The sequence below is a fragment of the Acinetobacter guillouiae CIP 63.46 genome (genome assembly GCF_000368145.1).
In the GTDB taxonomy this organism is placed as follows: Bacteria; Pseudomonadota; Gammaproteobacteria; order Pseudomonadales; family Moraxellaceae; genus Acinetobacter; species Acinetobacter guillouiae.
In genome coordinates this window covers 118,599-143,394 of sequence record NZ_KB849281.1, presented here as the reverse complement: position 1 = coordinate 143,394, position 24,796 = coordinate 118,599, and the positions used below count along the sequence as shown (strand labels likewise).

The window sequence follows — 24,796 nt, the reverse complement described above, 5'->3', positions numbered from 1 at the left end:
AATAAATACGAGAGTCATGCATGTTGGAATACGTTAATGGTTTGTGGCACGCTTTTACAGCTCGACCTGATCATCTTGCCATTTTAAGTATCATCCCAGTGACGGCCTTTGTAACGTGGGCACACGTTTGGATGGCACTGAAAATGGTATTTTATCCAATCACGTTTTGGGGATTTCATATTGGTCCCTTACCCGTGGGTTGGCAAGGGATTGTGCCACGCAAAGCTGGGCGAATTTCAGGCATCATCACAGACAATACATTATCCAAACTGGGTTCTTTGCGTGAATTTTTAGATGCAATGGATCCTGAAGATATGGCTCGGATTATCGGTGAACAAGTCGGTTTTGAGCTTGAACATTTGATTGATGAGGTGATGTTAGATCGTAATGCTGTTTTGTGGGAAAACTTACCTTATTCGATTAAACGTCGAATTTATGGTCAAGCGCATAAACAATTGCCGGGTGTCTTAAGAGAACTCGTGACCGAACTGACCATGAACGTCGAGTCACTGGTCAACATGCGGGATATGGTCGTTACTCAAATGGAAGGCGATCGCCGTTTGATGGTTCGTATGTTTTTAAAAGTTGGGCAAAAAGAAATTAACTTTATTTGGCATATTAGTGCTGTAATTGGGAGTTTTTTTGGTATTTTCCAAATGTTTGTTTATGTCTTTGTACCACAACATTGGACGGTACCTTTCTTTGCAGCCGTTTGGGGCTTTTTAACCAACTGGATTGCAATCTGGATGGTTTTCAATCCAGTAGAGCCACATTACGTACGCTATCCACAATTTTTTGAACGTACAAAAGATCGAAAATTTCCATGGATTAAACCTGTTATTCCAAGAATTGGCACTTATAATGTTCAGGGTGCGTTTATGAAACGCCAAGAAGAAGTGTCAGATGTTTTTGCAAGTGTCGTGACTGAAGATTTGATTACGTTAAAATCAATCATGACTGAAATGATGTATGGTCCTAAGAAAGAAAAAACCCGTCGTATTGTAAAGCGTCATATTAACGAAATTATGGAAACTCCATTGGTTCGGACCTCTTTACAATTGTCTTTAGGACTAAAAGAGTATGCAAAACTCAAGACAGACTTGATTGATCGGTCAATTGAAATTACGATGGTGCCTGTTTGCGACCCTGCGTTTAATGCGAGCCGTGCACAGAAAATTTTTCAGATGTTTAAAGAGCGGATTAGAGAGTTAACCCCAAAAGAGTTTCAAAACCTGTTACGTCCTGCATTTCAGGAAGACGAATGGATTTTGATTGTACTCGGTGGTGTGACTGGATTTTTTGCTGGTCTAATACATTTATTTGTGGCTTTCTTATAAATTTGATGCCATTACGATGATAAGTTTTAATTTGTCATGGCAAACGGTATCATACATATTGTTTTAAATGAGGATGTTTTTTTATGCGCATTATATTACTCGGACCACCTGGAGCAGGTAAAGGTACACAAGCTCAGTTGATCTGTAAGCGCTACAATGTCCCACAAATTTCAACCGGTGATATGCTCCGTGCTGCAATTCGTGAAGGTACTGAATTAGGTCTTAAAGCTAAAAGTGTAATGGAATCAGGTGGTTTAGTATCTGATGAGCTTATTATCGGTTTAGTGAAAGAACGTATTGCACAACCTGATTGTGTAAATGGTTGTATTTTCGATGGTTTCCCACGTACGATTCCTCAAGCTGAGGCTTTAGAGAACGAAGGGATTAGCATTGACCATGTAATCGAAATTGAAGTACCAGACGAAGAAATCGTAAAACGTCTTTCTGGTCGTCGTCAGCACCCAGCATCTGGTCGTGTTTATCACACGATTTATAACCCACCGAAAGTGGAAGGTAAAGATGATGAAACTGGCGAAGATCTTGTGCAACGTCCAGATGACGAAGAAGCAACGATTCGTAAGCGTTTAGGCTCTTATCATAATGAAACTGAACAGCTTGTTGGTTTCTATCAAGGACGTGCAGCTTCTGGGGAAAATGCACCGACTTATAATAAATTGAACGGTTTACGTCCAATAGAAGATGTTCAAAAAGATTTATTTGCGATTTTAGATAAATAAGACCGCATTCAAAGCATTTTTTTAAGCTTTGACAATAACAGAGACCTGATTCATATTAGGTCTCTTTTTTTGCAAGAGTGGCGTAGAGAGTGAAGTTTGTATTAATTGCCTTGGTCATTTTGAGTATATTGCTTCTTTTGGGCTTATTGTATATGAGCTTTAAATTGTTACGCAAAGCACAAAAAGAAGAGCTTCAGCAACGCCGTGAAATGAGAAAATCAGGCAATTACCAAGTGCATCCACAGGTGGCTGAAGAGTGGAAACGGCTTGAAAAGTTAAAGAAAGATTTAGAGAATAAAGAAAAATAACTCAATTCTAACTTTAGAATCATGAGTTTCTATGGAATTGAACTGATGATTTATGAAAAGGGCTTTATAACAAATACCAAAGATTTTTCATTCGTTTTAGTGTAGCTAAAACGAATGAATGTATATAGATAAAGTTAAATTATATTTTAAATTGCTCAGCCGCTTATTTTGTTTTGACCTTCACGTGCAGCGCCAAACTCATATTTATCAGGCCAATTACAAACATCTGACACAATACATTCATTGCATTTGGGTTTGCGTGCAATACAGCAGTAGCGGCCATGTAAAATTAACCAATGATGCGAGTCTATAATAAATTCTTTTGGAATCACTTTAATTAAACGATGTTCGACCTCAAGGACATTTTTACCTACTGCCAGTCCAGTACGATTGCCAAGACGGAAGATATGCGTATCTACAGCCATTGTAGGCTGACCAAAGGCGGTATTCAGCACAACATTGGCAGTTTTGCGACCTACACCGGGTAAAGCTTCTAAATCAGCACGATTGTCTGGAACTTGGCTATTGTGCTTCTCAATCAGAATTTTACAGGCTTTAATCACATTTTCAGCTTTGGCATTATATAAACCAATGGTTTTAATATATTGCTTTAAACCGTCTACACCCAATGCATAAATTTGTTCAGGAGTATTGGCGACAGGGAATAACTTATCAGTGGCTTTGTTGACACTTACATCTGTGGCTTGAGCCGATAAGGTAACAGCGACAAGTAACTCAAATGGGTTTGAGTAATTGAGTTCTGTTTTAGGATTTGGGCGTTGCTCACGTAATCGTTCAAAGAAAATCTGAATCTGCTTTTTGGTCATATTCTTTACAGTCATGATGCATCCTCTTGCAAAACAGATAACTGTTGAATCAATTCATTTAATTGATGTTGCTTATTTTCATCTGCTCGAACACTCAATTGTTTCTCTAGTTTTTTAATTTGAGTCCGCAGCTTAGCCAATTCAATGGTGGTTTTCGCATCTGTAACAATTGGATTTTTTATTGTGGGCTGATTGATTTCAATTGTAGGTAAAGCCTGACTCTGTTGTGTTATCTGCGCAAAGAGTTCAGTGTCGATTTCTGCACGAACCACAGGACCTTTACGATGCATGCGTTGTTTTTCTTCACGTTGAATATGTGCATAGTAACGACCACGTAAGTCATTTTGTTCTAAAAGACGTTGTTGTTCATTTGGAATAGGCTGAATGTCTTCAACTAAATCAATGCAATCTACTGGACAGGGAGCAATGCATAGTTCACACCCAGTGCATAGATCTGTAAGTACGGTATGCATCAGTTTACCAGAACCAATAATGGCATCTACAGGGCAAGCACTGATGCATTTGGTACAACCAATACATTCATCTTCACGAATAATGGCTTTCATGCGTTGTGGACGGCCATCGCTTTGAATTGGCCAGACACTTGGTTCAGCAATGAGTTTATTACGATTGAGTATATCCGCAAGCGCATCTGCAACAGGTTGCCCACCTGGCACACATTTATTGGCTTCTTCGCCTTTTTCTACAATAGATTTTGCATAAGGTAGACACCCATCACGGTGACCACAGAGTCCACATTGTGTTTGTGGCAAAATGGCATCTATTTGCTGAATGAAGGAAAGCGATGAATTCATGTGAATAAAACTTTAAAGAAAAATGAACAAATGCTTGGTAAAAGCGAAGAATATTTTGCAATTTTAGCATGTTTTGTAGTGAAAATCTTTGCTCTAATTTGGCGCTAAAAATGCGCTAATTTAGATCAAAATATCGAATTTTTTTTGGTTAAAAACGCCAACAAATTGACATTTTATTTGGGGTTGATTAGAAATTATCATATTGAATTTAAATATTATTTGAAAAAACATTTGAAAAAAGGTTGTGGATTATATGCAAAAGGGATTAAATACTTTGCGCCAAAATTTATCATTTTATTAAAAGGGTTGACCTTTTTTGTATCATTTTCTGCTGAGGAATGAGCGTTGAAATATAATAGCCTGAATGACTTTTTAAATTACGTTAAAGCACGTGATCCAAATCAACCAGAGTTTTTACAAGCTGTGGAAGAAGTTATGACCAGTTTGTGGCCATTTATTGAGAAAAACCCAGAGTATGCTGAGCACGGTTTGCTTGAACGTCTTGTTGAGCCAGAACGAGCGATTCAATTCCGTGTTTCATGGGTAGATGACAAAGGTCAAACTCAAGTTAACCGTGCTTTTCGTGTTCAATATAATTCTGCTATTGGTCCATTTAAAGGCGGCATGCGGTTTCACCCATCTGTAAACCTTTCTATTTTAAAATTCTTAGGTTTTGAGCAGACGTTTAAAAATGCGTTGACCACACTGCCTATGGGCGGTGGTAAAGGTGGTTCTGATTTTGATCCGAAAGGCAAGTCAGACGGTGAGATCATGCGTTTTTGCCAAGCATTAATCATCGAACTTTACCGTCACCTTGGTTCAAATACCGATATACCAGCAGGGGATATTGGTGTGGGTGGTCGTGAAGTGGGTTACATGGCGGGTATGATGAAAAAGCTCAGTAATGATACTTCATGTGTATTTACGGGCAAAGGTTCATCATTCGGTGGTTCTTTGGCTCGCCCAGAAGCAACAGGTTTTGGTACAGTTTATTTTGCTGAAGAAATGCTAAAAACTCGCGGTGAAAGCTTTAAAGATAAAATTGTGGTGATTTCAGGTTCGGGTAATGTTGCGCAGTTTGCTGCAGAAAAAGCCATGTACTTAGGTGCGAAAGTGGTTTCATTGTCTGACTCAAACGGTACAGTACATGTAAAAAATGGCTTTACCAATGAGCTTCTTGCCGAAGTGATGGAACTTAAAAACGTAAAACGTGGACGTATTTCTGAATTTGCTTCAAAACACGGTTTTGAATATTTAGAAGGTCAACGCCCTTGGTCAATTCAGTGTGATATTGCATTGCCATGCGCAACTCAAAATGAATTAAATGAAGAAGATGCAGATGTACTGCTTGCCAATGGTGTAATCTGTGTTGCTGAAGGTGCCAATATGCCTTCAACACTAGAAGCTGTAGAAAAATTTGTAGAAGCAAAAATCCTTTATGCACCAGGTAAAGCGTCAAATGCAGGTGGTGTTGCCACTTCTGGTCTTGAAATGTCACAAAATTCGATTCGTTTGGGTTGGACATTTGAAGAAGTGGATGAGCGCCTACATGCAATTATGAAAGAAATTCATCGTAACTGTGTGAAATACGGTACTCAAGCTGATGGCGCAGTGAACTATGTAAATGGTGCAAATATTGCTGGTTTTGTTAAAGTTGCCGATGCAATGTTAGCGCAAGGCGTGTTCTAATCTCAGTTTGATTTTGAACTTAAAACCGATGCTTTTGCATCGGTTTTTTATTTGAGTAATTTTAAAAACAGCAACAAGCTTATTTGCTCGGAATGGTTTCAACAATTGAGTCGAGTTCATATTGGTATTGAGACTGATCAGCTGCAGGATTGGCAATTTCTGTGCGTTTGACCTTAATAATTTGAGTAGACTTTGAATTATGGGTAAAGCCGTCAATAGAGTCATAAAAATAACTCGCTTCTTTCTCAGTATAATTCTTTTGACCAGTTTCGCTCAAGGTTAATTCACGGACTAAAAGACAGGTTTGTGGTGCAACACCAGTACAAGGTCGAGTTTCAGGACTGACCTCTAAAAAAATAATTTGTGGTTGAGTTGCTGTATTTGAAACTTGGGTCTCTATAGATGCAGGCGTTGGAACTTTTTGAGTTGTAGATTCTTGGCTACATGCCATGACGAGCAACGTTAAGATTAATGCAACGCTTAATTTGTGATTCATGATTTTACCTTTATCGATCTTGCTGTATTAAAAATGAGCTTTGCTGCAATCACTATGGATTGCTTAAGTTTGTATTATTGAATGTTTATATTCACTTTTTTTTAATTATTATGCAGTGTTGAATGTTCTGCATCGATTAAAATTGAGGCGCAAACCTTAAAATAGAAATATTTTGATTATTTGGCTGTAAAAGCATAAAACTGATTTAAATCTAGATGTTTATAAATAGTTAAGCTAAGAAAAGCTGAAGTTGAACTTCAGCTTTTCTATACAATTATTTTACAGTTTCACGTTCGATAATCATGTCTTGTACATAAGCGTATTTAGACTGATCAGCAGCTGGGTTTTTAATCTCATAACGTTTTACACGAACCACTTGGCGCTCAGCAGGGCTATGAGTAAAGCCTTCGATTTGGTCATAGAAATATGTCCAATCTTTATCTACTTGGGTTTTTACACCATTGTCAGCATATTTGATTTCGCGTACTTGTAAGCACTGCATTTTTCTTACACCAGCAGAACATTCTTTAGTTTCTGGGCTGATTTCTAAGAAAATTGTTTCACCTTGGCTTTGGTATTTAGTTTCAGGTGTCATTTTACCTGTAAATACAACTTTACCACCTGTCGCGTTTACCAAAGTAAGCGTTGGGCTTTCAGTGTTTGCTGTATCGAGTACAAATGCTGTTTTATTTGATTGGAACAATGCAGCAGCAAAACTTTCTTGTTTCATTAATTCAGGAGAACACATCATATTGGTTGATGCGATATTGCCAGTAACCAATAAACCGTTTTCAACTTTTGCACTGGTCATTAGTCGGTTACAGCCAGTCGCAACACTTAAACGTTGGTCTGCAAAATTAAGTACGATGGGTTGTTTGGTATCTGCTGGTTGATAAGACCATTGATAAGCATTTAATGTTTGCTCTGCATTACCTTGTTGTTGTAATACTTTCACAGCGGTATCACCCAATTTTTGAATATCGCCAGATTGGCAAGCCGCTAGGGCTAAAGGAAGTACAGCTAATGCTAAATATTTGAATTTCATATTCTATTCACGTTTTAAAAAACTATGCATAGGATAAACCATGAAACACTAAAAGATATGGATACAATTTATTAATTCGGTTTCAATATGTATCCATATAACTAAAAGTTAAACAATAATTAACAAATTGTTATCATTTGTGCTGAATGATGATCAATTAAATCATTTAGTCAAAACGATAAATATCCATACCTAGCGCGCCCATTGAAAAACTACTGTGCACAATACTAAAGCGATGGCCTGTACCCATTGCAAAGAAAAGAGGCGCAAAGTGTTCAAGTGTTGGGTGGTTTTTCTGTAGATAAGGAATGCTATCCCATTCCAATACAGCATCATAATTACTATGGTTGAGTTTGCTCACCACATAATTTCTAAATGTAGATGCCCATTCAGGCACATTCTCATCTTTGCCGTTCCATGACAATTCTCTTAAATTGTGAGTGATGCTACCTGAACCAATCAATAAAATTTGTTTTTCACGGAGTGGGGCAAGTGCTTGACCAATTTGGTAGATTTGATCAGCATGCATATTCATCGGTAAAGAAATTTCAATGACTGGAATATCTGCCTCAGGGTACATATGTAATAAAGGCATCCATACACCATGATCACGTGGTCGAGTACTATTTGCATGTGCAGGAAGATGTGCTTCAGCCAAGAGATGCAAAATTTCTTCCGCTAATTCAGGATTTCCTGGTGCTGGATAACGAATCTCATACAGCGCTTGAGGAAAACCACGAAAGTCATGCCATGTTTCAGGGCGTACACCTGTATTGACTTCTAAAGCCTCACTTTCCCAATGGGCAGACATCACCACGATGGCTTGTGGTTTTGGCAAATTTAGACCAAGACGATGTAGAGCAGGACCGACTTGTTCAGGATCTAGCGCAAGCATGGGAGAGCCATGTGAAATGAATAAACCTGGGAGTGTTTGTAAGTTCATATCTTTGTGCCTAAATGATCATTAAATACAGCGTGAATTGCCCATTCTAGCTAAAATGTATGCTCTCAATAAGCCTTTTATTTCAACAGACTGTTTCATCAATGCAACTTTTGCCCAATTACATGACTAGCCTGCACGATGATACGGATGATTATGGTTAATACTCATCGCACGATAAAGTTGTTCAATCAGCATAACCCGAACTAATGGATGGGGCAGAGTTAGTTTTGACAGTGACCAGTGCCAAGCAGCAGCTTTTCGCACGGCTTCAGAATGTCCATCTGGTCCGCCAATGGCCAGTGCAACATCATAACCTTCAAGCATCCAACCTTTCATGGTTTCAGCCAGCTTTTCAGTACTAAATTCACGTCCGCCTACTTCAAGTGCAATCAATACTTCATTGTGTTTCAGTTGGCTGAGAATACTATCACCCTCAATTTGGCGATATTTTAAAATATCTGCTTCTGAATCATTTTTGCCACGCTTTGCCATCGGGAGTTCAATAATTTGCGTCTGTACAAAAGGTTGGATTCTTTTGAAGTAATCTTCAAAACCAGTTAATACCCAAGCAGGCATTTTTTGACCAATGGTCAGAATACGGATTTTCATATTAACAATTTCTAACGTGGTAATTGCATCATTATAGCGTGATATTGGTTATTCTCAGGCGTACAACAAGAACTGAACGTCTAATTGCTGTTTTTTTAAATTATAGCTATACCAACACGCTTTTAAATTGGATTTATACATGCAAATAGCTTATCCAAATTTTTTAAATTTAAACTATCTTTTCATTATATTGCTCAGCTGTGGGCTTTCAACATGGAGTGTCGCTGCAGAACAACGCTATGATCAGCAAGCTGAACCTGATCGTTTAAACAGTTATTTACAACAAGTGATTCACCCACAAGCGTTTCGAAATTATCAAAATATTCAAGAGCTCGATCGAGTTGCGGCATTCATTAAACAACAACTTGAACAGTTTGCGATTCCTTGTGAATACCAGCCTTATCAAGTCAAAGGCAAAACCTATCGAAATGTAATATGTCACTTACAAATGGGTCATGCCAAAAAAGTGATTGTTGGTGCACATTATGATGTTTATGGGAATTTCAAAGGTGCTGATGATAATGCTTCTGGTGTGGTGGGGCTAATAGAGATCGCACGAATTTTAGCAGCCAATAAAGCCAGTCTTAAACAGAATGTTGATTTTGTCTTTTATACTTTGGAAGAACCTCCGTATTTCCGTACTGAACATATGGGGAGTTATATTCATGCACAATCCATTTTAAAACAAAAAGATCAAATTCAAGCGGTGTATATTTTGGAAATGATTGGATATTTTGACCATAAAAATGTTCAGGATTATCCATCGGGATTAGCTTTATTTTATCCCAAACATGGAAATTTTATTGGCGCAGTGAGTAATTTCACTTCACGTGGTTTGGGCGAAAAATATTGTGATGCCATGAAAGCGTTAAAACGCCTTGATTGTCAAAGATTGATAGCGCCATCATTTGTACAAGGCGTGGATTTCTCAGATCATTTGAATTATTGGCGCTTCGATATCCCTGCTATTATGATCACAGATACGGCTTTTTTTAGAAATAAGCATTATCATACCCAAGAGGATACTGTTGAAAAACTCAATTTAAATAAGATGGCAGAAGTCATCAATGGTGTGGTGTATACAGTTTTACAAGACTGATATTTTTCAATCAGGTTATGTCATTTGCTATTTTGATCAAAGGAGAGCTTATGCAATACGGTGCAATGCAATTGCTCTCGATGTGGATTAAGGATCGGAAAATACAGAATCAATCGGTACATACCTTAGATGCTTATTTCCGAGATGTATCCAACTTTATTGATTTTTGCTATGACAAGCAGATCGAGTTAAAACAAGTCGAAGCTGCTGATTTAAGAGAGTATGTAGCTTATCGTGTCGAAAAAGATCAGCTTTCGACCAGTAGTTTACAACGGCATTTAACTTCAATTCGTCAGTTTATGAAGTGGGCCAAACAAGGTGGTTATTTAGAAATCAATGCAGCGGATGATTTTCAGATAAAGCGGCAAGCTCGACCATTACCAGGGATGATTGATATTGAAACGGTCAATCAAATTATGGATCAGCCCGAACCTGAAAAGCCAATAGAAAAGCAGTTGTGGTTACGAGATAAGGCTATTCTGGAATTGCTCTATTCGAGTGGCTTGCGCTTGGCAGAAGTGCAAAGTTTAACCATACGAGATATTGATTTTACCCGTCATTTATTGCGTATCACGGGTAAGGGGAATAAAACTCGAATTGTACCTTTCGGCTCTAAAGCGAGAGAGAGTCTGATTGAATGGTTAAAAATCTATCGAATCTGGCAGGGGGAGTTTAGCCCTGAATCTTTGGTATTTATTACTCAACGCGGCACAAGTATTAGCCCACGTCAGATTGAAAATCGAGTCAAATACCAAGCACTACGTGCAGGGGTAAATGTTGATTTACACCCACATTTATTACGTCACTGCTTTGCCAGTCATATGTTATCCAATAGTGGAGATCTGCGTGCAGTGCAAGAAATGCTAGGACATAGCAATTTAACCACAACACAGATTTATACCCACGTCGATTTTGACCATCTGGCACAAGTCTATGATCAAGCGCATCCAAGAGCTGCTGCATCAAAAATAAAAAATTAATTTTGAATATAAGGCTTTATTAAGCGTTGACCTTTGTATTTTGTAGCGAATAGACCTGGTGAAAAGCACAGTTGGTTTTTTAATAAAATGCATAGTGCTTAAACACATTTAGCACAGAAAAAAGTCGAATAGATAATTGTTTTTAAAAATGCTCTCATGTATATCTAGGTTTGGTATTTATTCAATACATTTCTATTGATTCAATTTTGCAGAAAAATTAGGTCTTTCAATGATCCCTGAACTTGAACAAAAATATAAGCAACTGACTGACGCTCAAAAAGAAATTTTTAAGGGCTATGGCTTACGTCAAATTAAACATTTTGTAGAATTCAGCCTCCCCAAAATTGAGGCAACCTTACCGCAAGAAGGAAAAGTATTGGGTATCAATGCTGAGGGTAAAGTTCAAGCTGTAAATACCGCAACCAATCAGACCTATTTATGGATATCAGACCAACAATGGCAAGCGGCACAAACAGTGTCTAATCATATTGATTTAAAAGAAGACTTTATTGAGATTTGGCAAGTGCTGGAGCTCAAAAATCAAGATTTGATTGATTTAAGCCATATTCATCGTGATTTTTTAGCAAGCATGGCTAAATAGTTCAATACTCAAATTGAAAATCTTGTTTTTGAATTCGATAGAGCTTCTCTTCATGTAGTGGATGGTACTCATCAAAATCAGGATGTAGAAAGTCATGAGAAAAGCTCATTCCAATTTTTTTCATGACATTTTGCGAAGCAAGATTATGTTTAGATGTAAATGCAACAATCTCTTGAAAATTCAGTTCTTCAAATGCAAATCTTAAACAAGCTTGAGCTGCCTCAGTTGCATATCCTTTATTCCAAAATTTTGGATCAAGCCGCCAGCCAATTTCTATACATGGAGAAAATTCAAATTTTGAGGGTTGTTGATGTAGTCCAACACACCCAATAAACTCTTGGGTTTCAATCAATTCAACGGCCCAAAGTCCCCAGCCTTTGATTTCGATTAAATATTTAATCTGATTTGCCAGTTCGTCACTTTGTTCACGATTTAAAATTTTGGGGAAAAATTGCATTACTTCAGGGTTTGCTGTGATTTTTGCAAAAGCACCGTAATCAGAAGCTTGCCATTGTCGAAGTAAAAGACGATCTGTACATAATTCATAAATCATTTTTATTGAACATCCTGATCAAAGTACTGCTTAGATAGAAAAGGGCGATAATTTTTAACGTATTTCCTCAGTCTTATTTAGCTCGATATGCAGATCTTTGTTTTACGATATAAAATTTTGCATCGCCCAAGATAACCCGCATATTGACCAGCGTTACAGCTTTGGATTTTGTATACAGTAAAGTACATGTTCAGCCAAAGCATGGTTTTTGTCTAAAGCGGGATGCATAAAGTTCTCGACATAATCCATACCAAGTCGTTGCATTACTTTTTCCGAAGCTTGATTCAGTACAGATGTGAAAGAAACAACCTGTTCTAAAGCTAATTTTTCAAATGCAAATGCTAAACATTGCTGAGCGGCTTCCGTCGCATAGCCCTGATGCCAATATTGTTGTGCAAATCGCCAACCAATTTCAACACAAGGAGAGAAAGTAAATTTTTCCGCTTGATTGGCTAGACCCACAAAACCGATAAATTGCTGATTTTCTTTTAACTCAACCGCCCAAAATCCCCAACCACATTCGGTAATTGAGTCTTGAAATCGATGTGCCAAAAGGTCACTTTCATTTTTTGACAAGGTCGCTGGAAAATACCGCATAACCTCTGGATCAGCATTTAAATCTGCAAAAGCTTCAAAATCACGAGTTTGCCATTGTCTAAGGATAAGTCTGGGTGTTTCTAATCGAACAGGGCGATTAAATGTTTTCATATTCACCTAATACGTATTTTTGAATTACAGATCTTCAAGAGGTAGCTGAAAGCTTTGTTTAATAATTTGACTTGGGACATCCGTTTTTACACTGGTAATACCATTCTTTTTGGTCAAATGTGTCGATTGAAATTTACGATAGCTTTCTAAATCAGGTACTACCACTTTTAACATCGCATCACATTCACCCAGAATAATATAACACTCCATGACTTGAGGCAGTTCTTTCATTGCTTCAATAAAGGTATCAATGGTTTCAGCATCTTGGCCTAACAACCAGATTCTTGAGAATAACATCAATTGAAAGCCAATTTTTTGTGGATCCACCACTGTTGTATAGTTTTGGATAACTTTGGCTTCTTCTAAGAGTCGAACTCGTCTTAGACATGATGAGGGCGAGAGCCCAATCTCACGAGCAAGATCATTATTTTGGATTCGACCATTGGCTTGTAAAGCACGAATGATATTTTTATCAATACGGTCTAGCTTAATTAGAATAGTCTTAGATGAAATTTTCATAAATTAGAATTTAATTTGAAAAATAATCATCATTATAGAATATTTGAAATCCTATTTTAAGCATTTTAAAAGATACTGTTTTCTTCTCGCAGTCAAACTTCAGAAAGGGAAAAGAGATGTCTGTATTTGTACTTTTTGCCTTAACGGTACTTCCGTTAATTTTCACACCAGGACCAGATATGTTATTTATCCTGTCACAAGTGATAGGTAAAAATGCGAAAGCAGGCATGATGGCGACAATCGGTATTTGTTCTGGCTATCTGGTTCATTCGATTCTGGTTGCGCTTGGAATTGCTGCAATTATTGTTTCATTCCCAGTATTGTTTGAGACGATTCGATATTTGGGGATCGCCTATTTATTGTATTTGGCATTTCATTTGATTAAATCAGTATTTAGCCAAAAGACATTACGTATTGAGCAGAAAGCAGTTTCAAATCCTATTCGCAAAGGCTTTGTTACGGCATTGTTGAATCCAAAAGGCATGTTGATCTATTTTGCGATTTTGCCACAATTTATCGATAAATCAGGCAACACTGTGTTTCAAGGCTTAGCCTTGTCAGCAATTTTTATTGCTTTGATATTCTTGGTGTATTGTGGTTTGAGCCTTTTGATTGCTCAATTGACCAAAGAGCAGCACATCAATGAACGTAAGCAAAAATGGATTGATGGTGGTTCAGGGACTTTGTTGACCATTGCAGCCGCATGGTTATTGGCAAATTAATTCAAGCAGAAACAAACGGGTGATTCTGAAAAGAAGCCCGTTTTTGTATATTTAGTATTTTGTTACAAGTTTAATGCCAAAAAGTTCACAAATTTAATCAATAAACATACTTAGAAAAATTGCTGAATCTGTCTAAAATGACAGAGTGTAGCAGTATCGATGAACGGGTGGTGTCATCCCTTTGATTGATTGATAATTTATCTTAATTCTTTTGATTATTTATACAGAATCTATACAAATAATGTTATTTATCAATATATAAATATTGTCGAAATAGTAGCCTTACGTGTCTAAGTTAAAATATTTAGAAAAAATGTGAACTGTACGTTCAAGCTTTTTTATGACTTTTTACAGCAGTTTTGCGAATTGTGACTTGACCGAAATGCCAATCACATTGCAAGATAGGACACCTAAATAATTTTAAATGAAGCGTTATTATAACTCTTCTTAACATTTACTTTTGCTAAAACAGCCGAGGATTACATGAAGGCTCTTGTTGCTGTAAAACGTGTGGTTGATGCCAACGTTAAAGTTCGCGTTAAACCGGACAATAGTGGGGTAGACCTTACTAACGTTAAAATGTCAATTAACCCATTCGATGAAATCGCAGTTGAAGAAGCGGTTCGTTTAAAAGAAAAAGGAACAGTTTCAGAAATCGTTGTTGTTTCTATTGGACCAAAAGAAGCGCAAGAACAAATTCGTTCTGCTATGGCGCTTGGTGCAGACCGCGGTATTTTAGTTGAGGCTGATGACAGTCAACTTGGCGCTTTAGAAGTTGCTAAAATCCTAAAAGCTGTTGTTGAACAAGAACAACCACAACTTGTGCTTTTAGGTAAGCAAGCAATTGATGATGACTCTAACCAAGTTGGTCAAATGTTGAGTGCTTTACTTGGCGCTGGTCAAGGTACATTTGCTTCTGTAGTAACTGTAAATGGCGATAAAGTTCAAGTAACTCGTGAAGTTGATGGCGGTTTACAAACTGTTGAGTTAAATACTCCAGCGATCATCACCACTGACTTACGTTTGAATGAGCCACGTTATGCTGCGCTTCCAAACATTATGAAAGCACGTAAAAAGCCACTTGATACGAAAACTCCTGCAGATTTCGGTGTTACAGCAACTTCTAAACTTAAAACAGTTAAAGTTGAACCACCTGCAGAGCGTAAAGCTGGTGTACAAGTGAAGTCTGTAGACGAGCTTGTTGAAAAACTTAAAAATGAAGCGAAAGTGATCTAATACAGAAGGATAAAATCATGAGTATTTTAGTTATCGCTGAGCACGACAATAAGACACTTAACGGTGCAACTTTAAACGTTGTTGCTGCGGCTCAAAAAATCGGTGGTGATATCACTGTATTGGTTGCAGGTTCTGGTGCTCAAGCAGTTGCAGATGCTGCTGCGAAAGTTGCTGGTGTAAGCAAAGTTTTGCTTGCTGATGATGCAGCTTATGCAAACCAATTGGCTGAAAACGTAGCGAAACTTGTTGCTGAATTAGGTAAAGGTTATTCACATATCCTTGCTGCTTCAACAACTACAGGTAAGAATATCTTGCCACGCGCTGCTGCACTTTTAGACTCAAGCATGATTACTGACATCATTGCTGTTGAAGGTCCTAAAACTTTCAAACGTCCAATTTATGCAGGTAATGCAATTGCTACAGTTCAATCTGACGAAGCAATTGTTCTTGCAACTGTACGTGGTACAGCTTTTGATCCTGTTGCTGCTGAAGGCGGTTCTGCTGCAGTTGAATCTGCAGCTTCTACAGGTGATGCAGGTATTTCTAAGTTCATTTCTGAAGAAATTGTGAAATCAGAACGTCCTGAATTAACTGCTGCGCGTATCGTTGTATCGGGTGGTCGTGGTGTTGGTTCTGGTGAGAACTATCATAAAGTACTTGATCCACTTGCTGACAAGCTTAGTGCTGCTCAAGGTGCTTCACGTGCTGCGGTTGATGCTGGCTTCGTTCCTAACGATATGCAAGTTGGTCAAACTGGTAAAATCGTTGCGCCTGATCTCTACATCGCTGTAGGTATTTCTGGTGCGATCCAGCATTTGGCAGGTATGAAAGATTCTAAAGTGATTGTTGCAATCAACAAAGATGAAGAAGCACCAATCAATGCTGTAGCTGACTACTGGTTAGTTGGTGATTTGAATACTGTTGTTCCTGAATTAGTTTCTAAACTTTAATTCTCGAATTAAGTTTCAAAAAACGCGCTTAGGATTTCCTAAGTGCGTTTTTTTATTTTAGAAATTTATTGAATACGTAGATGGATGGTGTGCACGGATAAATAAAGTCGTGATGGTGGGTTATTCTCTATTCTAATAAAGAAACTCTGAGTAGCTTCTCTCATCAGCCCTTTTTATAGTGTAAATCAATTTAAAAGCTCCTTTATCGTCATTTTTCCCCATAGGTATAAGGAACCTTGCAAAACTAATATGATTCACGCTATATGATCTTTTCTTGATTTATAAAAGTGGTTTTAAACATAAGCTGTCATAAAATAAAAACAGTGATCAAAAATGCTATTTTCATTTTTTCTGATCTTAAGTTTTATGTTTAAGATGCTGTATCTTGAGTGATTATTTTATCAATAAGTAATTGATGTAGGGAGATCAATGCTTTGGCTAAAAGAACAAGAGAGAATCAGTGGATAAATACCTTGAAGTCCAATTTTAAACCCGATAAGATCAAAGCATAAACACAATTAAATTTTCAATCGTATACTGGCGACATACAGAAAATTCCAGTGTAAATCAGCTATTACAGATACAACATCGCATTTAATCCTGTAGTGGCTTTTGACCATTTTTTTAATTCTATACTTATTGGCGCGTTAGACTGGCTGATTCTGTCGTTTTAGACGCTGCGCTTTTCCATTACTGCTCAATTCCATATCATCTCACCTAGAATAGCTATAAATATGAAGTGTCCCAAATGTTACGCTGAGAATATCAATGAAGCCATGAAATGTGGTGTTTGTGGTACTCGTTTAAAACATGTTAAACAGACCAACGATTTGACAGGCAATAGCAATGTTGAATTTTCTGTACGCCGTGAAAATAAGCAAGGACAGTCAAATCCCACGCATAATATAAAACCTCGTCAGACTCCGCCGAACAATGAAACAGAAAGCAATCAGCATACATCTGTAGGTGATAAGGCGAGTGCGTTACTTGAATCATGGCAGCAGAAAGTCGTAAATACACAAAGAGAGTCTCAAAATCAGCCTAAAAAGAAAAATTTTAAAATTGTCTGGATACTTTTAGCCGTATTTATGTTTGGTCCCGCAGTGCTTGGGGTTATTTCAAGTGTGGTTATCCCTATTGTGATGTCTGTAATTGGGTCATCCAATCAAGATGACGCTGCGACAACAGATGAAGCACTACCTGCAAGTGAAGAGGTGGTGTCTAACGAATACCAAGCACGTTATTTTGATATGCAAGCTTATCAAGCGCGTTTAGTACAGTATTATGACGCCAAGCATCGTTTTGCGACGAGCCTAAAAGATATTGAAAAGTTTGAACAGACCCAGTTTAGTGATTTTATTTTTGATCAAATTGAAATCACACAGCAAGGGATTTTAGTGGGTAAATTCACTGATGCGCCTGCAAGCCGAATATATATGGTTCCACAGCTTGAAAATAATCAAATTCGTGATTGGCAGTGTTATCGCGTAGCAATCAGTGATGATTTGCTGCAACACTGTGAATTGCTTCAGGCAGATCCATATAAATTATAGAAATTTACAACACTCTATATTTGGATGTGTTTAGATTTTTCTGATCAGTGGGGTTGGACTCCGTATTGCTTTGCTCATATTTTTTGCCATATCGGATTTTATATGGCAATTTTCAAGTTTGAGTTGTTTTAATCGATCCGAAATAAAACTGTTTGATGTGATTTATTTTTTACTGATAAACATCGCAAAAAAAGTGAATGAAGCACGCCATTGAGTATGATTGGATAGATAAAAACAGGTCAGGTTTTGAGATAAAAATACCCATTCATTTATAAATTTAGCGATGCTTGATTGACCGCCTAATCAGGTGGTTTTTTATTGTCAATAAATCGTTAAAATTGTTTAAAAATACTACAAAAAATCATGATTATAGTGTGGTCGGATAGGCACAAAATCGCTTGGTTTTATGCTATACTGTGCGACTGAATTTTAGATTTTGGCTCAACGCTTTTTGAGCTAAATTTTGACTAGCTAGATTATATAAATGAGCAGTTGCTGCTTGCACTGTTTGTAATAAGGAGTATGCATGAGCGTATCGGAAATTAGACCGATTGCCATTGAGGATGAACTAAAAAGCTCATATCTCGATTATGCCATGAGTGTTATTGTATCTCGTGCATTACCAGACGTGAGAGATGGTTTAAAACCTGTTCATCGTCGTGTGCTGTTCGCTATGCACGAGTTAGGCAACGACTATAACAAAGCCTATAAAAAATCTGCGCGTGTTGTTGGTGACGTAATCGGTAAATATCACCCACATGGTGATTCAGCTGTTTATGAAACAATTGTTCGTATGGCTCAAGATTTTAGCCTACGTTATCAATTGGTTGATGGTCAGGGTAACTTTGGTTCTGTCGATGGTGACAGCGCAGCAGCAATGCGTTATACCGAAGTCCGTATGCGTAAGCTCACCCATGAAATGTTGGCTGACTTAGAAAAAGATACAGTCGAGTGGGAAGATAACTACGATGGCTCTGAGCGTATTCCTCAGGTTATGCCAACACGTATTCCTAACTTATTGATCAATGGTGTGACAGGTATTGCTGTCGGTATGGCGACCAACATGGCGCCACACAACATGACAGAAGTAGTTAATGCATGTTTGGCTTATGCAAATAATCCGAACATCTCAATTGAAGGATTGATGGAATATATTTCTGGTCCAGATTTCCCTACAGGCGGCATTATCTATGGTAAATCAGGAATTGTAGATGCTTACCGTACAGGTAAAGGTCGTTTACATATTCGTGGTAAATACCATTTTGAAGAAGACCAAAAAACTGGTCGTACGACGATTGTTTTCACTGAAATTCCTTATCAGGTCAATAAAGCAAGAACCATTGAACGTATTGCTGAATTGGTAAAAGAGAAAAAACTTGAAGGTATTTCAGAACTTCGAGACGAATCTGATAAAGACGGGATGCGTATTGCAATTGACTTAAAGCGTGGCGAAAACGCTGAAGTTATTGTCAATAACTTATTTTTAAATACTCAACTTGAAAATTCATTCAGTATCAACATGGTTTGCCTAGACAATGGCCAACCTAAACTGATGAATTTAAAAGACATCATTGCGGCATTTATTCGTCACCGTCAAGAAGTGGTGACACGCCGTACCATGTTTGAATTACGTAAAGCGCGTGAGCGTGGTCATATCTTAGAAGGTTTGACTGTTGCTTTAGCCAATATTGATGAAATCATCGAAACCATTAAGACTTCTGCGAATCCAGCTGAAGCACGCGAGCGTTTACTTGCTGGCGAATGGGCGGGTGGAAATGTTGTTGCATTGCTAGAAAAAGCAGGCGCGATTTCAGTTCGTCCGGATGAGATCGAAGGTGAAGATCCAAGTCGTCCATTTGGTTTGGATGGTCAGCTTTATCGTTTATCTCCAGCTCAGGTTGGTGCAATTTTAGAATTACGTTTACATCGTTTAACCGGTCTTGAACAAGATAAGTTACAAGCTGAATATTCTGAAATTTTAGCTCAAATTGCTGAACTTACAGCAATTTTAAATGACTTCAATCTTTTGATGAATGTGATTCGTGAAGAACTTGCATTGGTTCTTCAACAGTATGGCGATGCACGTAAAACGGATATTGTTGAATCACGTATTGATTTTTCTCGTGAAGATTTAATCCCAGAAGAGCAAGTTGTTTTAACTGTTTCAAAAACAGGTTATGCAAAAACTCAACCATTGTCTGATTATGCTGCACAGCGCCGTGGTGGACGTGGTAAATCTGCAACTTCGATGAAAGAAGATGATTATATTCAACATTTAATCGTGACATCGAACCATGCAACTGTATTGTGCTTTACCAATGTAGGTAAAGTTTATCGCTTAAGAGTATTTGAAGTACCTCAAGCGTCACGTGGTGCAAAAGGCCGCCCAATGGTGAACTTATTACCACTGGATGCAGAAGAGACTATTACAGCGATTCTTCCTGTAATTGATGCTCCGAAGAAATTTACCGAGCGTTTAACTGAGTTTAGAACTTTTGTCCGTGCCAACGTTGCTCAACTGCGTGAAAACACAATTATCGACTCACATTATGAAGCACTAAAAGCTGCGTTTGCAGAGCTTGGTGAAAATCCAGATGACTTATCAGATGCTTTACGTAAGCAACTCAAAGAAATTGGTATTGAGCTTTCTGCTTCTGATCTTGATGATGAATTAATTGCTGAATTTGCTGAACGTGTAGAAAGTGTGCGTAAAAACTTCTATGTATTTATGGCAACAGCATCAGGTACAGTAAAACGTGTTGAATTAGAGCAGTTTGGTAATGTTCGTTCAAATGGTTTACGTGCGATTGAGTTGAAAGAAGAAGATACTTTAATTGGTGTTGCAATTACTGATGGTGAACAGCAAATCATGTTGTTCTCAAATGAAGGTAAAGCAATTCGTTTCTCTGAAACTGATGCTCGTGTGATGGGTCGTACTGCGAAAGGTGTTCGTGGTATGCGTGTGGCATTGGCTGCGGCACAAACAGAAGAAGATGTTGAAGTTGATGTAGATTCAGATGATGAAGATACTGCAGATTCAAATACCAATGTGGTTAGCCGAATCGTTTCGTTAGTTGTTGTACCAGAAACTGGCGAAGTATTATGTGCTTCTGCAAATGGTTATGGTAAACGTACGCCAGTAGATGACTTCCCAACCAAAAAACGTGGTGGTAAAGGTGTTATTGCTATTAAAACATCTGAACGTAATGGTGAGTTAGTGGGTGCTGTTGCCATCGATGAATCTAAAGAATTGATGTTGATTTCTGATGGTGGAACGCTGGTTCGTACCCGTGCTTCTGAAGTAGCGAGAACAGGTCGTAATGCCCAAGGTGTCCGTTTGATCCGCCTAGGTAATGAAGAAGTCTTGGTCGGTGTGGTTGCAGTTGAAGCTGTCGAAGCTGATGATGAGATTATCGATCAGTTAGATGCGATCGAAGGCGAGACTGCTTTAGAGTCAGAGAGTTTAATTGATTCTGAAAAATTAGTTGATGATGAAACTGTTATGGATGAAGGTGAAACTGAGTCTGATAATACTGAATCTGACGAGTAATTTTTATGGAAATAAGAGAGCGCTTAGGCGCTCTTCTTTTTGTATTCTGATCAAGCTTATAAAATCTACAGTTCTGATTAAATCTTATGAATTGAGCTAACTATACACAGTTTTTTTCTAACGAAAACCAAATAAAAAATAAATAAAAGTAAATGCGAACAAAGCTATAATCGAGTTTTTGAACATAAAATAAATGCTTAAATTGATCTACTACGTTCCAGAATCACACCTTGAAGCAACCAAACTTGCAATTTTTAAAGCAGGAGCGGGTGGTATTGGCAATTATGAACATTGTGCTTGGCAAGTGTTAGGAACAGGACAATTTAAACCGTTAAGTGGTGCAAAGCCTTTTATAGGTGAGTTAGATCATTTGGAGCAACTGCCTGAATGGCGAGTGGAAACCATCGTTCCTGAAGATAAGGCAAAACAAGTGGCAATCGCTTTAAAAGCAAGTCATCCCTATGAAGAACCTGCTTTTGAGTTTATTCAAATGATTGATATTGAATAATAGTTTAAAAATCTCAACCCTCTTCTGAATAGAGAGGGGGGTATTGATTAGCTAAAATTAAACTTTTTGAATAAACAAATCACGATCAAAACGGTATTGTGGGAAGAATACGCCATCTTCAGCACGTTCACCAGCACTAATCACCATGACTGGAAATTCTTTATCACCTAGATTGAGGATCTTGCGAACTAAGGGTTCATCAAAACCTTCCATCATGCAACTGTCAAAACCATAAGCACGTAGAGCCAATACCAAGTTTTCACAAGCCAAGGCTGTCGTTTTACTGGCCCAAAGCTTTGCATCAGCTGGGTTAAACGCAGTAACAGGAAGTTGTTTATCTAAAGTACGTGCAACTTTAAAAGCCACTTTTTTAAAGTTACCTAAAGCATTTAGATAACCTGTTTTATAGTTATATGCGATAAATTTATAATATTGTTTTACTGCTCTTGGCGCTTCTGGCATTGGGAAATGGGTTAAATTGTTTTTTGCCATTTCATCAATACGGTCAATACGTGCCACACATACAATCAGTTCTGCGGCTGTTTTTGCTGATAATTGGCTTAAACAAGCTTTGACTAATTGTTTCTTTTTCGCTTGAGACTGAACCACATAGAACGTCCAAGGCTGAAGATTGGATGAGTTTGGTGCCAATAAAGCCAAATCTAAACAAGCATCTAAAACATCGGCAGGGATTTGCTTTTCAGTGTATTTACGTACTGAGCGACGACTTTCTATGACTTTACGGAAATTTTCAATATCGATATCTTGTGGAGCGGGTTCATAATAGCGCTTCTTGGTCGTTGTATCTTGTGACATGATCTTTACCCATAATTAAATGAACTGTTTTATTGGATTCAAAATGACCAAAGCCACTGAATAATACTCATGCAGTGGCTTTGATCAGATTCACTCAATTAATTAAATTGAGAGAAATTTGGCTTACGCTTTTGCATAAATGCAGCAACGGCTTCAGCCATTTCAGGTGATTTAACGCGTTGCATAAAGATCACCGCTTCATCATCCACGCATTGAATAATTTCTTCAAGATTATGTTTCATTAACGCTTTGGTTTGCTTGATCGAAGCCAATGGAAGTGCTGCAAGGGTTTGTGCTTGATGTAAAGCGTGACCATATACATCGTCTTCAATACTATTGATTAAGCCAGCATTGAGTGCTTTTTCACTGTTAAATTTTTGCGCAGTTAACAGCAATTCAGCCGCTTTATGATATCCCGCTTGTTGAATCAACAGTTTGCTTGAAGCACCCTCTGGAGAAAGTCCTAAGCTGACAAATGGAATTTGGAACAGGGCTGTATTGTCTGCATAAACGAGGTCAGCATGTAAAAGTACTGTTACTCCGATCCCAATCGCTACACCACGGACTGCACAGATCAATGGTTTAGATAAACGTGCAGCAGATTTTAATAATACAAATGGAGGGCCATCACCTTCTTTACCTTCAAGTGGTTGTTGAATGAAAGCCATAAAGTCTTTCATATCATTACCCGCACTAAAGTCAGCATCTGCACCACGTAAGATCACTACACGAACATCACGATCTTGATCAGCTTCATCTAAGGCTTTTGCAATCCATAGATACAATTCACCATACAGTGCATTTTTTGCTTCTGGTCGATTAATTGCTAAAGTCAGTACACCATTCTCTAAATTTGCGTTTAAATGTTGATGTGGCTGTTGAATACAACTAAGTGTCATCGTACTATCCTTGCTTTAAAATTTAATTGGATTTTATGCCCTCATTATGTCGCATATTTGAAATTCTGTTGCAACTGATGAGTTCATAAAAAATTACTTTTATGACTTATAAATTTGATTATCTTGTTTATATTGGACGTTTTCAGCCCTTTCATCTCGCGCATATGCAAACCATTAAAATTGCATTACAACAAAGCCAATATGTAATTTTGGCCTTGGGTTCTGCGCAAAATGAACGGAATACTAAAAATCCTTTTCTGGCATCAGAACGGGAACAAATGGTTTTGTCTAATTTTTCTGAAGCGGATCAAAAACGAATCAAATTTGTACATGTTATTGATGTTTATAACGATACTAAATGGGTGGAACTGGTTAAGTCCTTGGTCAATGCTACTGTTCTAGAGACCGATAAGATTGGCTTAATTGGTCACTTTAAAGATGATTCATCTTATTACTTAAAACTATTTCCAGAATGGCAAATGGTTGAATTGGATAGTTTAGTCGGCTCTATCTCTGCGACCCCGCTACGTGAAGCGTATTATCGTGGTGAAATTTATCAGGTCGAGTTTCCTTTGGGCACAGCGGAGTTCTTAGAGAAATTTCAGAAAACGGAAATTTACCAACAATTAAAGTACAAATACCAAACGCAAGACAAATCAAATCTTTAATGTTTTTTGTGTGCATTGCAATACACTGAATAGAAATATATAGAATATGAATGGAGTATTGCATGCAGTTTAAATCAGTCGCTATAAACGGGGCTTTATTGGGTAGCTTCGTTATTTCGATTTCAAGCTATGCAGCGTCTTGGACATTGACCCCCAATAGTGATGTTGGATTTCATATCGACTCATTGGGTATGAACATTGTCAAAGGGCAGTTTAAACGTGTTCAATCTTCTCTTAACTTTGATACGAGCACTCCGCAAAAGGCATCTACTGAATTTGTGATGGATGTAAATAGCCTAAGCATTAATAAATCTTCCTTGAAAAACATGATTATGGGTGAAGACTTATTTTACGCTGCTAAATATCCTTCCGCTTCTTTTAAAAGTACGGCATTTAAACCGCTTGCTAATAATAAATATCTAATTTCAGGTAATTTAACCTTGCGTAATGTCACTAAGCCTGTAACTTTTAATGCGACAATTAAACCCAATGTAAATAATTCAAAATTGCTGGATTTTAGTTCTACTACAGTCATAAAGCGTAGTGATTTCGGAATGAAAAAAGCTGTGGGTGGCGTTGGAGAAAAAGTGAATATCCAAGTGTCTGGGCAGTGGAAAGCACAATAGAA

Annotated in this window: 26 protein-coding genes; 15 read left to right on the top strand and 11 right to left on the bottom strand. The window is 37.8% G+C overall.

The window, feature by feature from the left end:
* The first annotated feature begins 20 nt into the window (after positions 1-20).
* From F981_RS00710 to F981_RS00700, 3 genes are all read left to right on the top strand, one after another.
* Positions 21-1,337 (top strand): DUF445 domain-containing protein, encoded by a 1,317-nt coding sequence (locus tag F981_RS00710; protein WP_004717262.1) that lies wholly within the window; start codon positions 21-23, stop codon positions 1,335-1,337.
* Between the two features lie 83 nt (positions 1,338-1,420).
* Positions 1,421-2,074: an adenylate kinase gene (adk, locus tag F981_RS00705; protein WP_004717260.1), complete on the top strand. Its 654-nt coding sequence runs from the start codon at positions 1,421-1,423 to the stop codon at positions 2,072-2,074.
* An 89-nt stretch (positions 2,075-2,163) separates the two neighbouring features.
* Positions 2,164-2,382 (top strand): hypothetical protein, encoded by a 219-nt coding sequence (locus F981_RS00700; protein WP_004717257.1) that lies wholly within the window; start codon positions 2,164-2,166, stop codon positions 2,380-2,382.
* Between the two features lie 155 nt (positions 2,383-2,537).
* On the opposite strand, the gene nth is transcribed toward F981_RS00700, so the two are convergent.
* Both nth and F981_RS00690 read right to left on the bottom strand, forming a co-directional pair.
* Complete coding sequence (nth, locus tag F981_RS00695) at positions 2,538-3,224, bottom strand: endonuclease III (protein ID WP_004717256.1); 687 nt, start codon at positions 3,222-3,224, stop codon at positions 2,538-2,540.
* Positions 3,221-4,024, bottom strand: coding sequence for an RnfABCDGE type electron transport complex subunit B (locus F981_RS00690; RefSeq protein WP_004717253.1), 804 nt, complete (start codon positions 4,022-4,024; stop codon positions 3,221-3,223). Before F981_RS00690 ends, nth begins: the two co-directional genes overlap by 4 nt.
* A gap of 345 nt (positions 4,025-4,369) precedes the next feature.
* On the opposite strand from F981_RS00690, the gene gdhA reads away from it, so the two are divergent.
* Entirely contained in the window at positions 4,370-5,713 is a 1,344-nt protein-coding gene (gene gdhA, locus F981_RS00680; RefSeq protein ID WP_004717251.1) for an NADP-specific glutamate dehydrogenase, read from the top strand.
* A gap of 79 nt (positions 5,714-5,792) precedes the next feature.
* Here the strand turns inward: gdhA and F981_RS00675 are convergent, their stop codons facing one another.
* From F981_RS00675 to rlmH, 4 genes are all read right to left on the bottom strand, one after another.
* Positions 5,793-6,209: a DUF4377 domain-containing protein gene (locus F981_RS00675; protein ID WP_004717250.1), complete on the bottom strand. Its 417-nt coding sequence runs from the start codon at positions 6,207-6,209 to the stop codon at positions 5,793-5,795.
* 274 nt (positions 6,210-6,483) lie between these two features.
* A complete protein-coding gene (locus F981_RS00670) occupies positions 6,484-7,254 on the bottom strand; it encodes an META and DUF4377 domain-containing protein (RefSeq protein ID WP_004717248.1) in 771 nt (256 codons plus the stop codon).
* A gap of 166 nt (positions 7,255-7,420) precedes the next feature.
* Positions 7,421-8,197 carry a dioxygenase family protein gene (locus F981_RS00665; RefSeq protein ID WP_004717246.1) on the bottom strand — a complete coding sequence of 259 codons (777 nt, stop codon included), beginning with the start codon at positions 8,195-8,197 and terminating at the stop codon, positions 7,421-7,423.
* A 126-nt stretch (positions 8,198-8,323) separates the two neighbouring features.
* On the bottom strand, positions 8,324-8,806 hold the full coding sequence (rlmH, locus tag F981_RS00660) for a 23S rRNA (pseudouridine(1915)-N(3))-methyltransferase RlmH (protein ID WP_004717243.1): 483 nt from the start codon (positions 8,804-8,806) through the stop codon (positions 8,324-8,326).
* A 139-nt stretch (positions 8,807-8,945) separates the two neighbouring features.
* Here rlmH and F981_RS00655 point away from each other — a divergent pair, with 139 nt between their 5' ends.
* The 3 genes from F981_RS00655 (at position 8,946) to F981_RS00645 (ending at position 11,486) form a co-directional block, all read left to right on the top strand.
* Entirely contained in the window at positions 8,946-9,905 is a 960-nt protein-coding gene (locus tag F981_RS00655) for a M28 family peptidase (protein WP_004717241.1), read from the top strand.
* An 80-nt stretch (positions 9,906-9,985) separates the two neighbouring features.
* Positions 9,986-10,885: a tyrosine recombinase XerC gene (locus tag F981_RS00650; RefSeq protein WP_162242547.1), complete on the top strand. Its 900-nt coding sequence runs from the start codon at positions 9,986-9,988 to the stop codon at positions 10,883-10,885.
* A gap of 229 nt (positions 10,886-11,114) precedes the next feature.
* Entirely contained in the window at positions 11,115-11,486 is a 372-nt protein-coding gene (locus F981_RS00645; RefSeq protein ID WP_004717237.1) for a hypothetical protein, read from the top strand.
* 1 nt (position 11,487) lies between these two features.
* On the opposite strand, the gene F981_RS00640 is transcribed toward F981_RS00645, so the two are convergent.
* The 3 genes from F981_RS00640 to F981_RS00630 all read right to left on the bottom strand — a co-directional run bounded on the left by F981_RS00640 (position 11,488) and on the right by F981_RS00630 (position 13,266).
* Positions 11,488-12,039, bottom strand: a complete 552-nt coding sequence (locus tag F981_RS00640) for a GNAT family N-acetyltransferase (RefSeq protein ID WP_004717236.1) — start codon at positions 12,037-12,039, stop codon at positions 11,488-11,490.
* 153 nt (positions 12,040-12,192) lie between these two features.
* Positions 12,193-12,747: a GNAT family N-acetyltransferase gene (locus tag F981_RS00635; protein ID WP_004717234.1), complete on the bottom strand. Its 555-nt coding sequence runs from the start codon at positions 12,745-12,747 to the stop codon at positions 12,193-12,195.
* Between the two features lie 24 nt (positions 12,748-12,771).
* Positions 12,772-13,266: an Lrp/AsnC family transcriptional regulator gene (locus F981_RS00630; protein ID WP_004717233.1), complete on the bottom strand. Its 495-nt coding sequence runs from the start codon at positions 13,264-13,266 to the stop codon at positions 12,772-12,774.
* A 116-nt stretch (positions 13,267-13,382) separates the two neighbouring features.
* On the opposite strand from F981_RS00630, the gene F981_RS00625 reads away from it, so the two are divergent.
* The 6 genes from F981_RS00625 (at position 13,383) to F981_RS00600 (ending at position 21,785) form a co-directional block, all read left to right on the top strand.
* Complete coding sequence (locus F981_RS00625) at positions 13,383-13,988, top strand: LysE family translocator (protein WP_004717231.1); 606 nt, start codon at positions 13,383-13,385, stop codon at positions 13,986-13,988.
* A gap of 483 nt (positions 13,989-14,471) precedes the next feature.
* Complete coding sequence (locus F981_RS00620; protein WP_004717229.1) at positions 14,472-15,224, top strand: electron transfer flavoprotein subunit beta/FixA family protein; 753 nt, start codon at positions 14,472-14,474, stop codon at positions 15,222-15,224.
* A 17-nt stretch (positions 15,225-15,241) separates the two neighbouring features.
* Complete coding sequence (locus F981_RS00615) at positions 15,242-16,174, top strand: FAD-binding protein (protein ID WP_004717227.1); 933 nt, start codon at positions 15,242-15,244, stop codon at positions 16,172-16,174.
* Between the two features lie 734 nt (positions 16,175-16,908).
* Positions 16,909-17,727 (top strand): zinc ribbon domain-containing protein, encoded by an 819-nt coding sequence (locus tag F981_RS00610; protein WP_228129004.1) that lies wholly within the window; start codon positions 16,909-16,911, stop codon positions 17,725-17,727.
* Between the two features lie 526 nt (positions 17,728-18,253).
* Positions 18,254-21,277 (top strand): DNA gyrase subunit A, encoded by a 3,024-nt coding sequence (gene gyrA, locus F981_RS00605; RefSeq protein WP_004717223.1) that lies wholly within the window; start codon positions 18,254-18,256, stop codon positions 21,275-21,277.
* A 193-nt stretch (positions 21,278-21,470) separates the two neighbouring features.
* Entirely contained in the window at positions 21,471-21,785 is a 315-nt protein-coding gene (locus F981_RS00600) for a YqfO family protein (RefSeq protein ID WP_004717222.1), read from the top strand.
* A gap of 57 nt (positions 21,786-21,842) precedes the next feature.
* On the opposite strand, the gene F981_RS00595 is transcribed toward F981_RS00600, so the two are convergent.
* Both F981_RS00595 and F981_RS00590 read right to left on the bottom strand, forming a co-directional pair.
* Entirely contained in the window at positions 21,843-22,601 is a 759-nt protein-coding gene (locus tag F981_RS00595; protein WP_004717220.1) for a nitroreductase family protein, read from the bottom strand.
* A 98-nt stretch (positions 22,602-22,699) separates the two neighbouring features.
* On the bottom strand, positions 22,700-23,500 hold the full coding sequence (locus tag F981_RS00590) for an enoyl-CoA hydratase (protein ID WP_004717217.1): 801 nt from the start codon (positions 23,498-23,500) through the stop codon (positions 22,700-22,702).
* A gap of 101 nt (positions 23,501-23,601) precedes the next feature.
* Here F981_RS00590 and F981_RS00585 point away from each other — a divergent pair, with 101 nt between their 5' ends.
* Entirely contained in the window at positions 23,602-24,168 is a 567-nt protein-coding gene (locus F981_RS00585) for a nicotinate-nicotinamide nucleotide adenylyltransferase (RefSeq protein ID WP_004717215.1), read from the top strand.
* A 62-nt stretch (positions 24,169-24,230) separates the two neighbouring features.
* Positions 24,231-24,794, top strand: coding sequence for a YceI family protein (locus F981_RS00580; RefSeq protein ID WP_004717213.1), 564 nt, complete (start codon positions 24,231-24,233; stop codon positions 24,792-24,794).
* Positions 24,795-24,796: the final 2 nt, after the last annotated feature.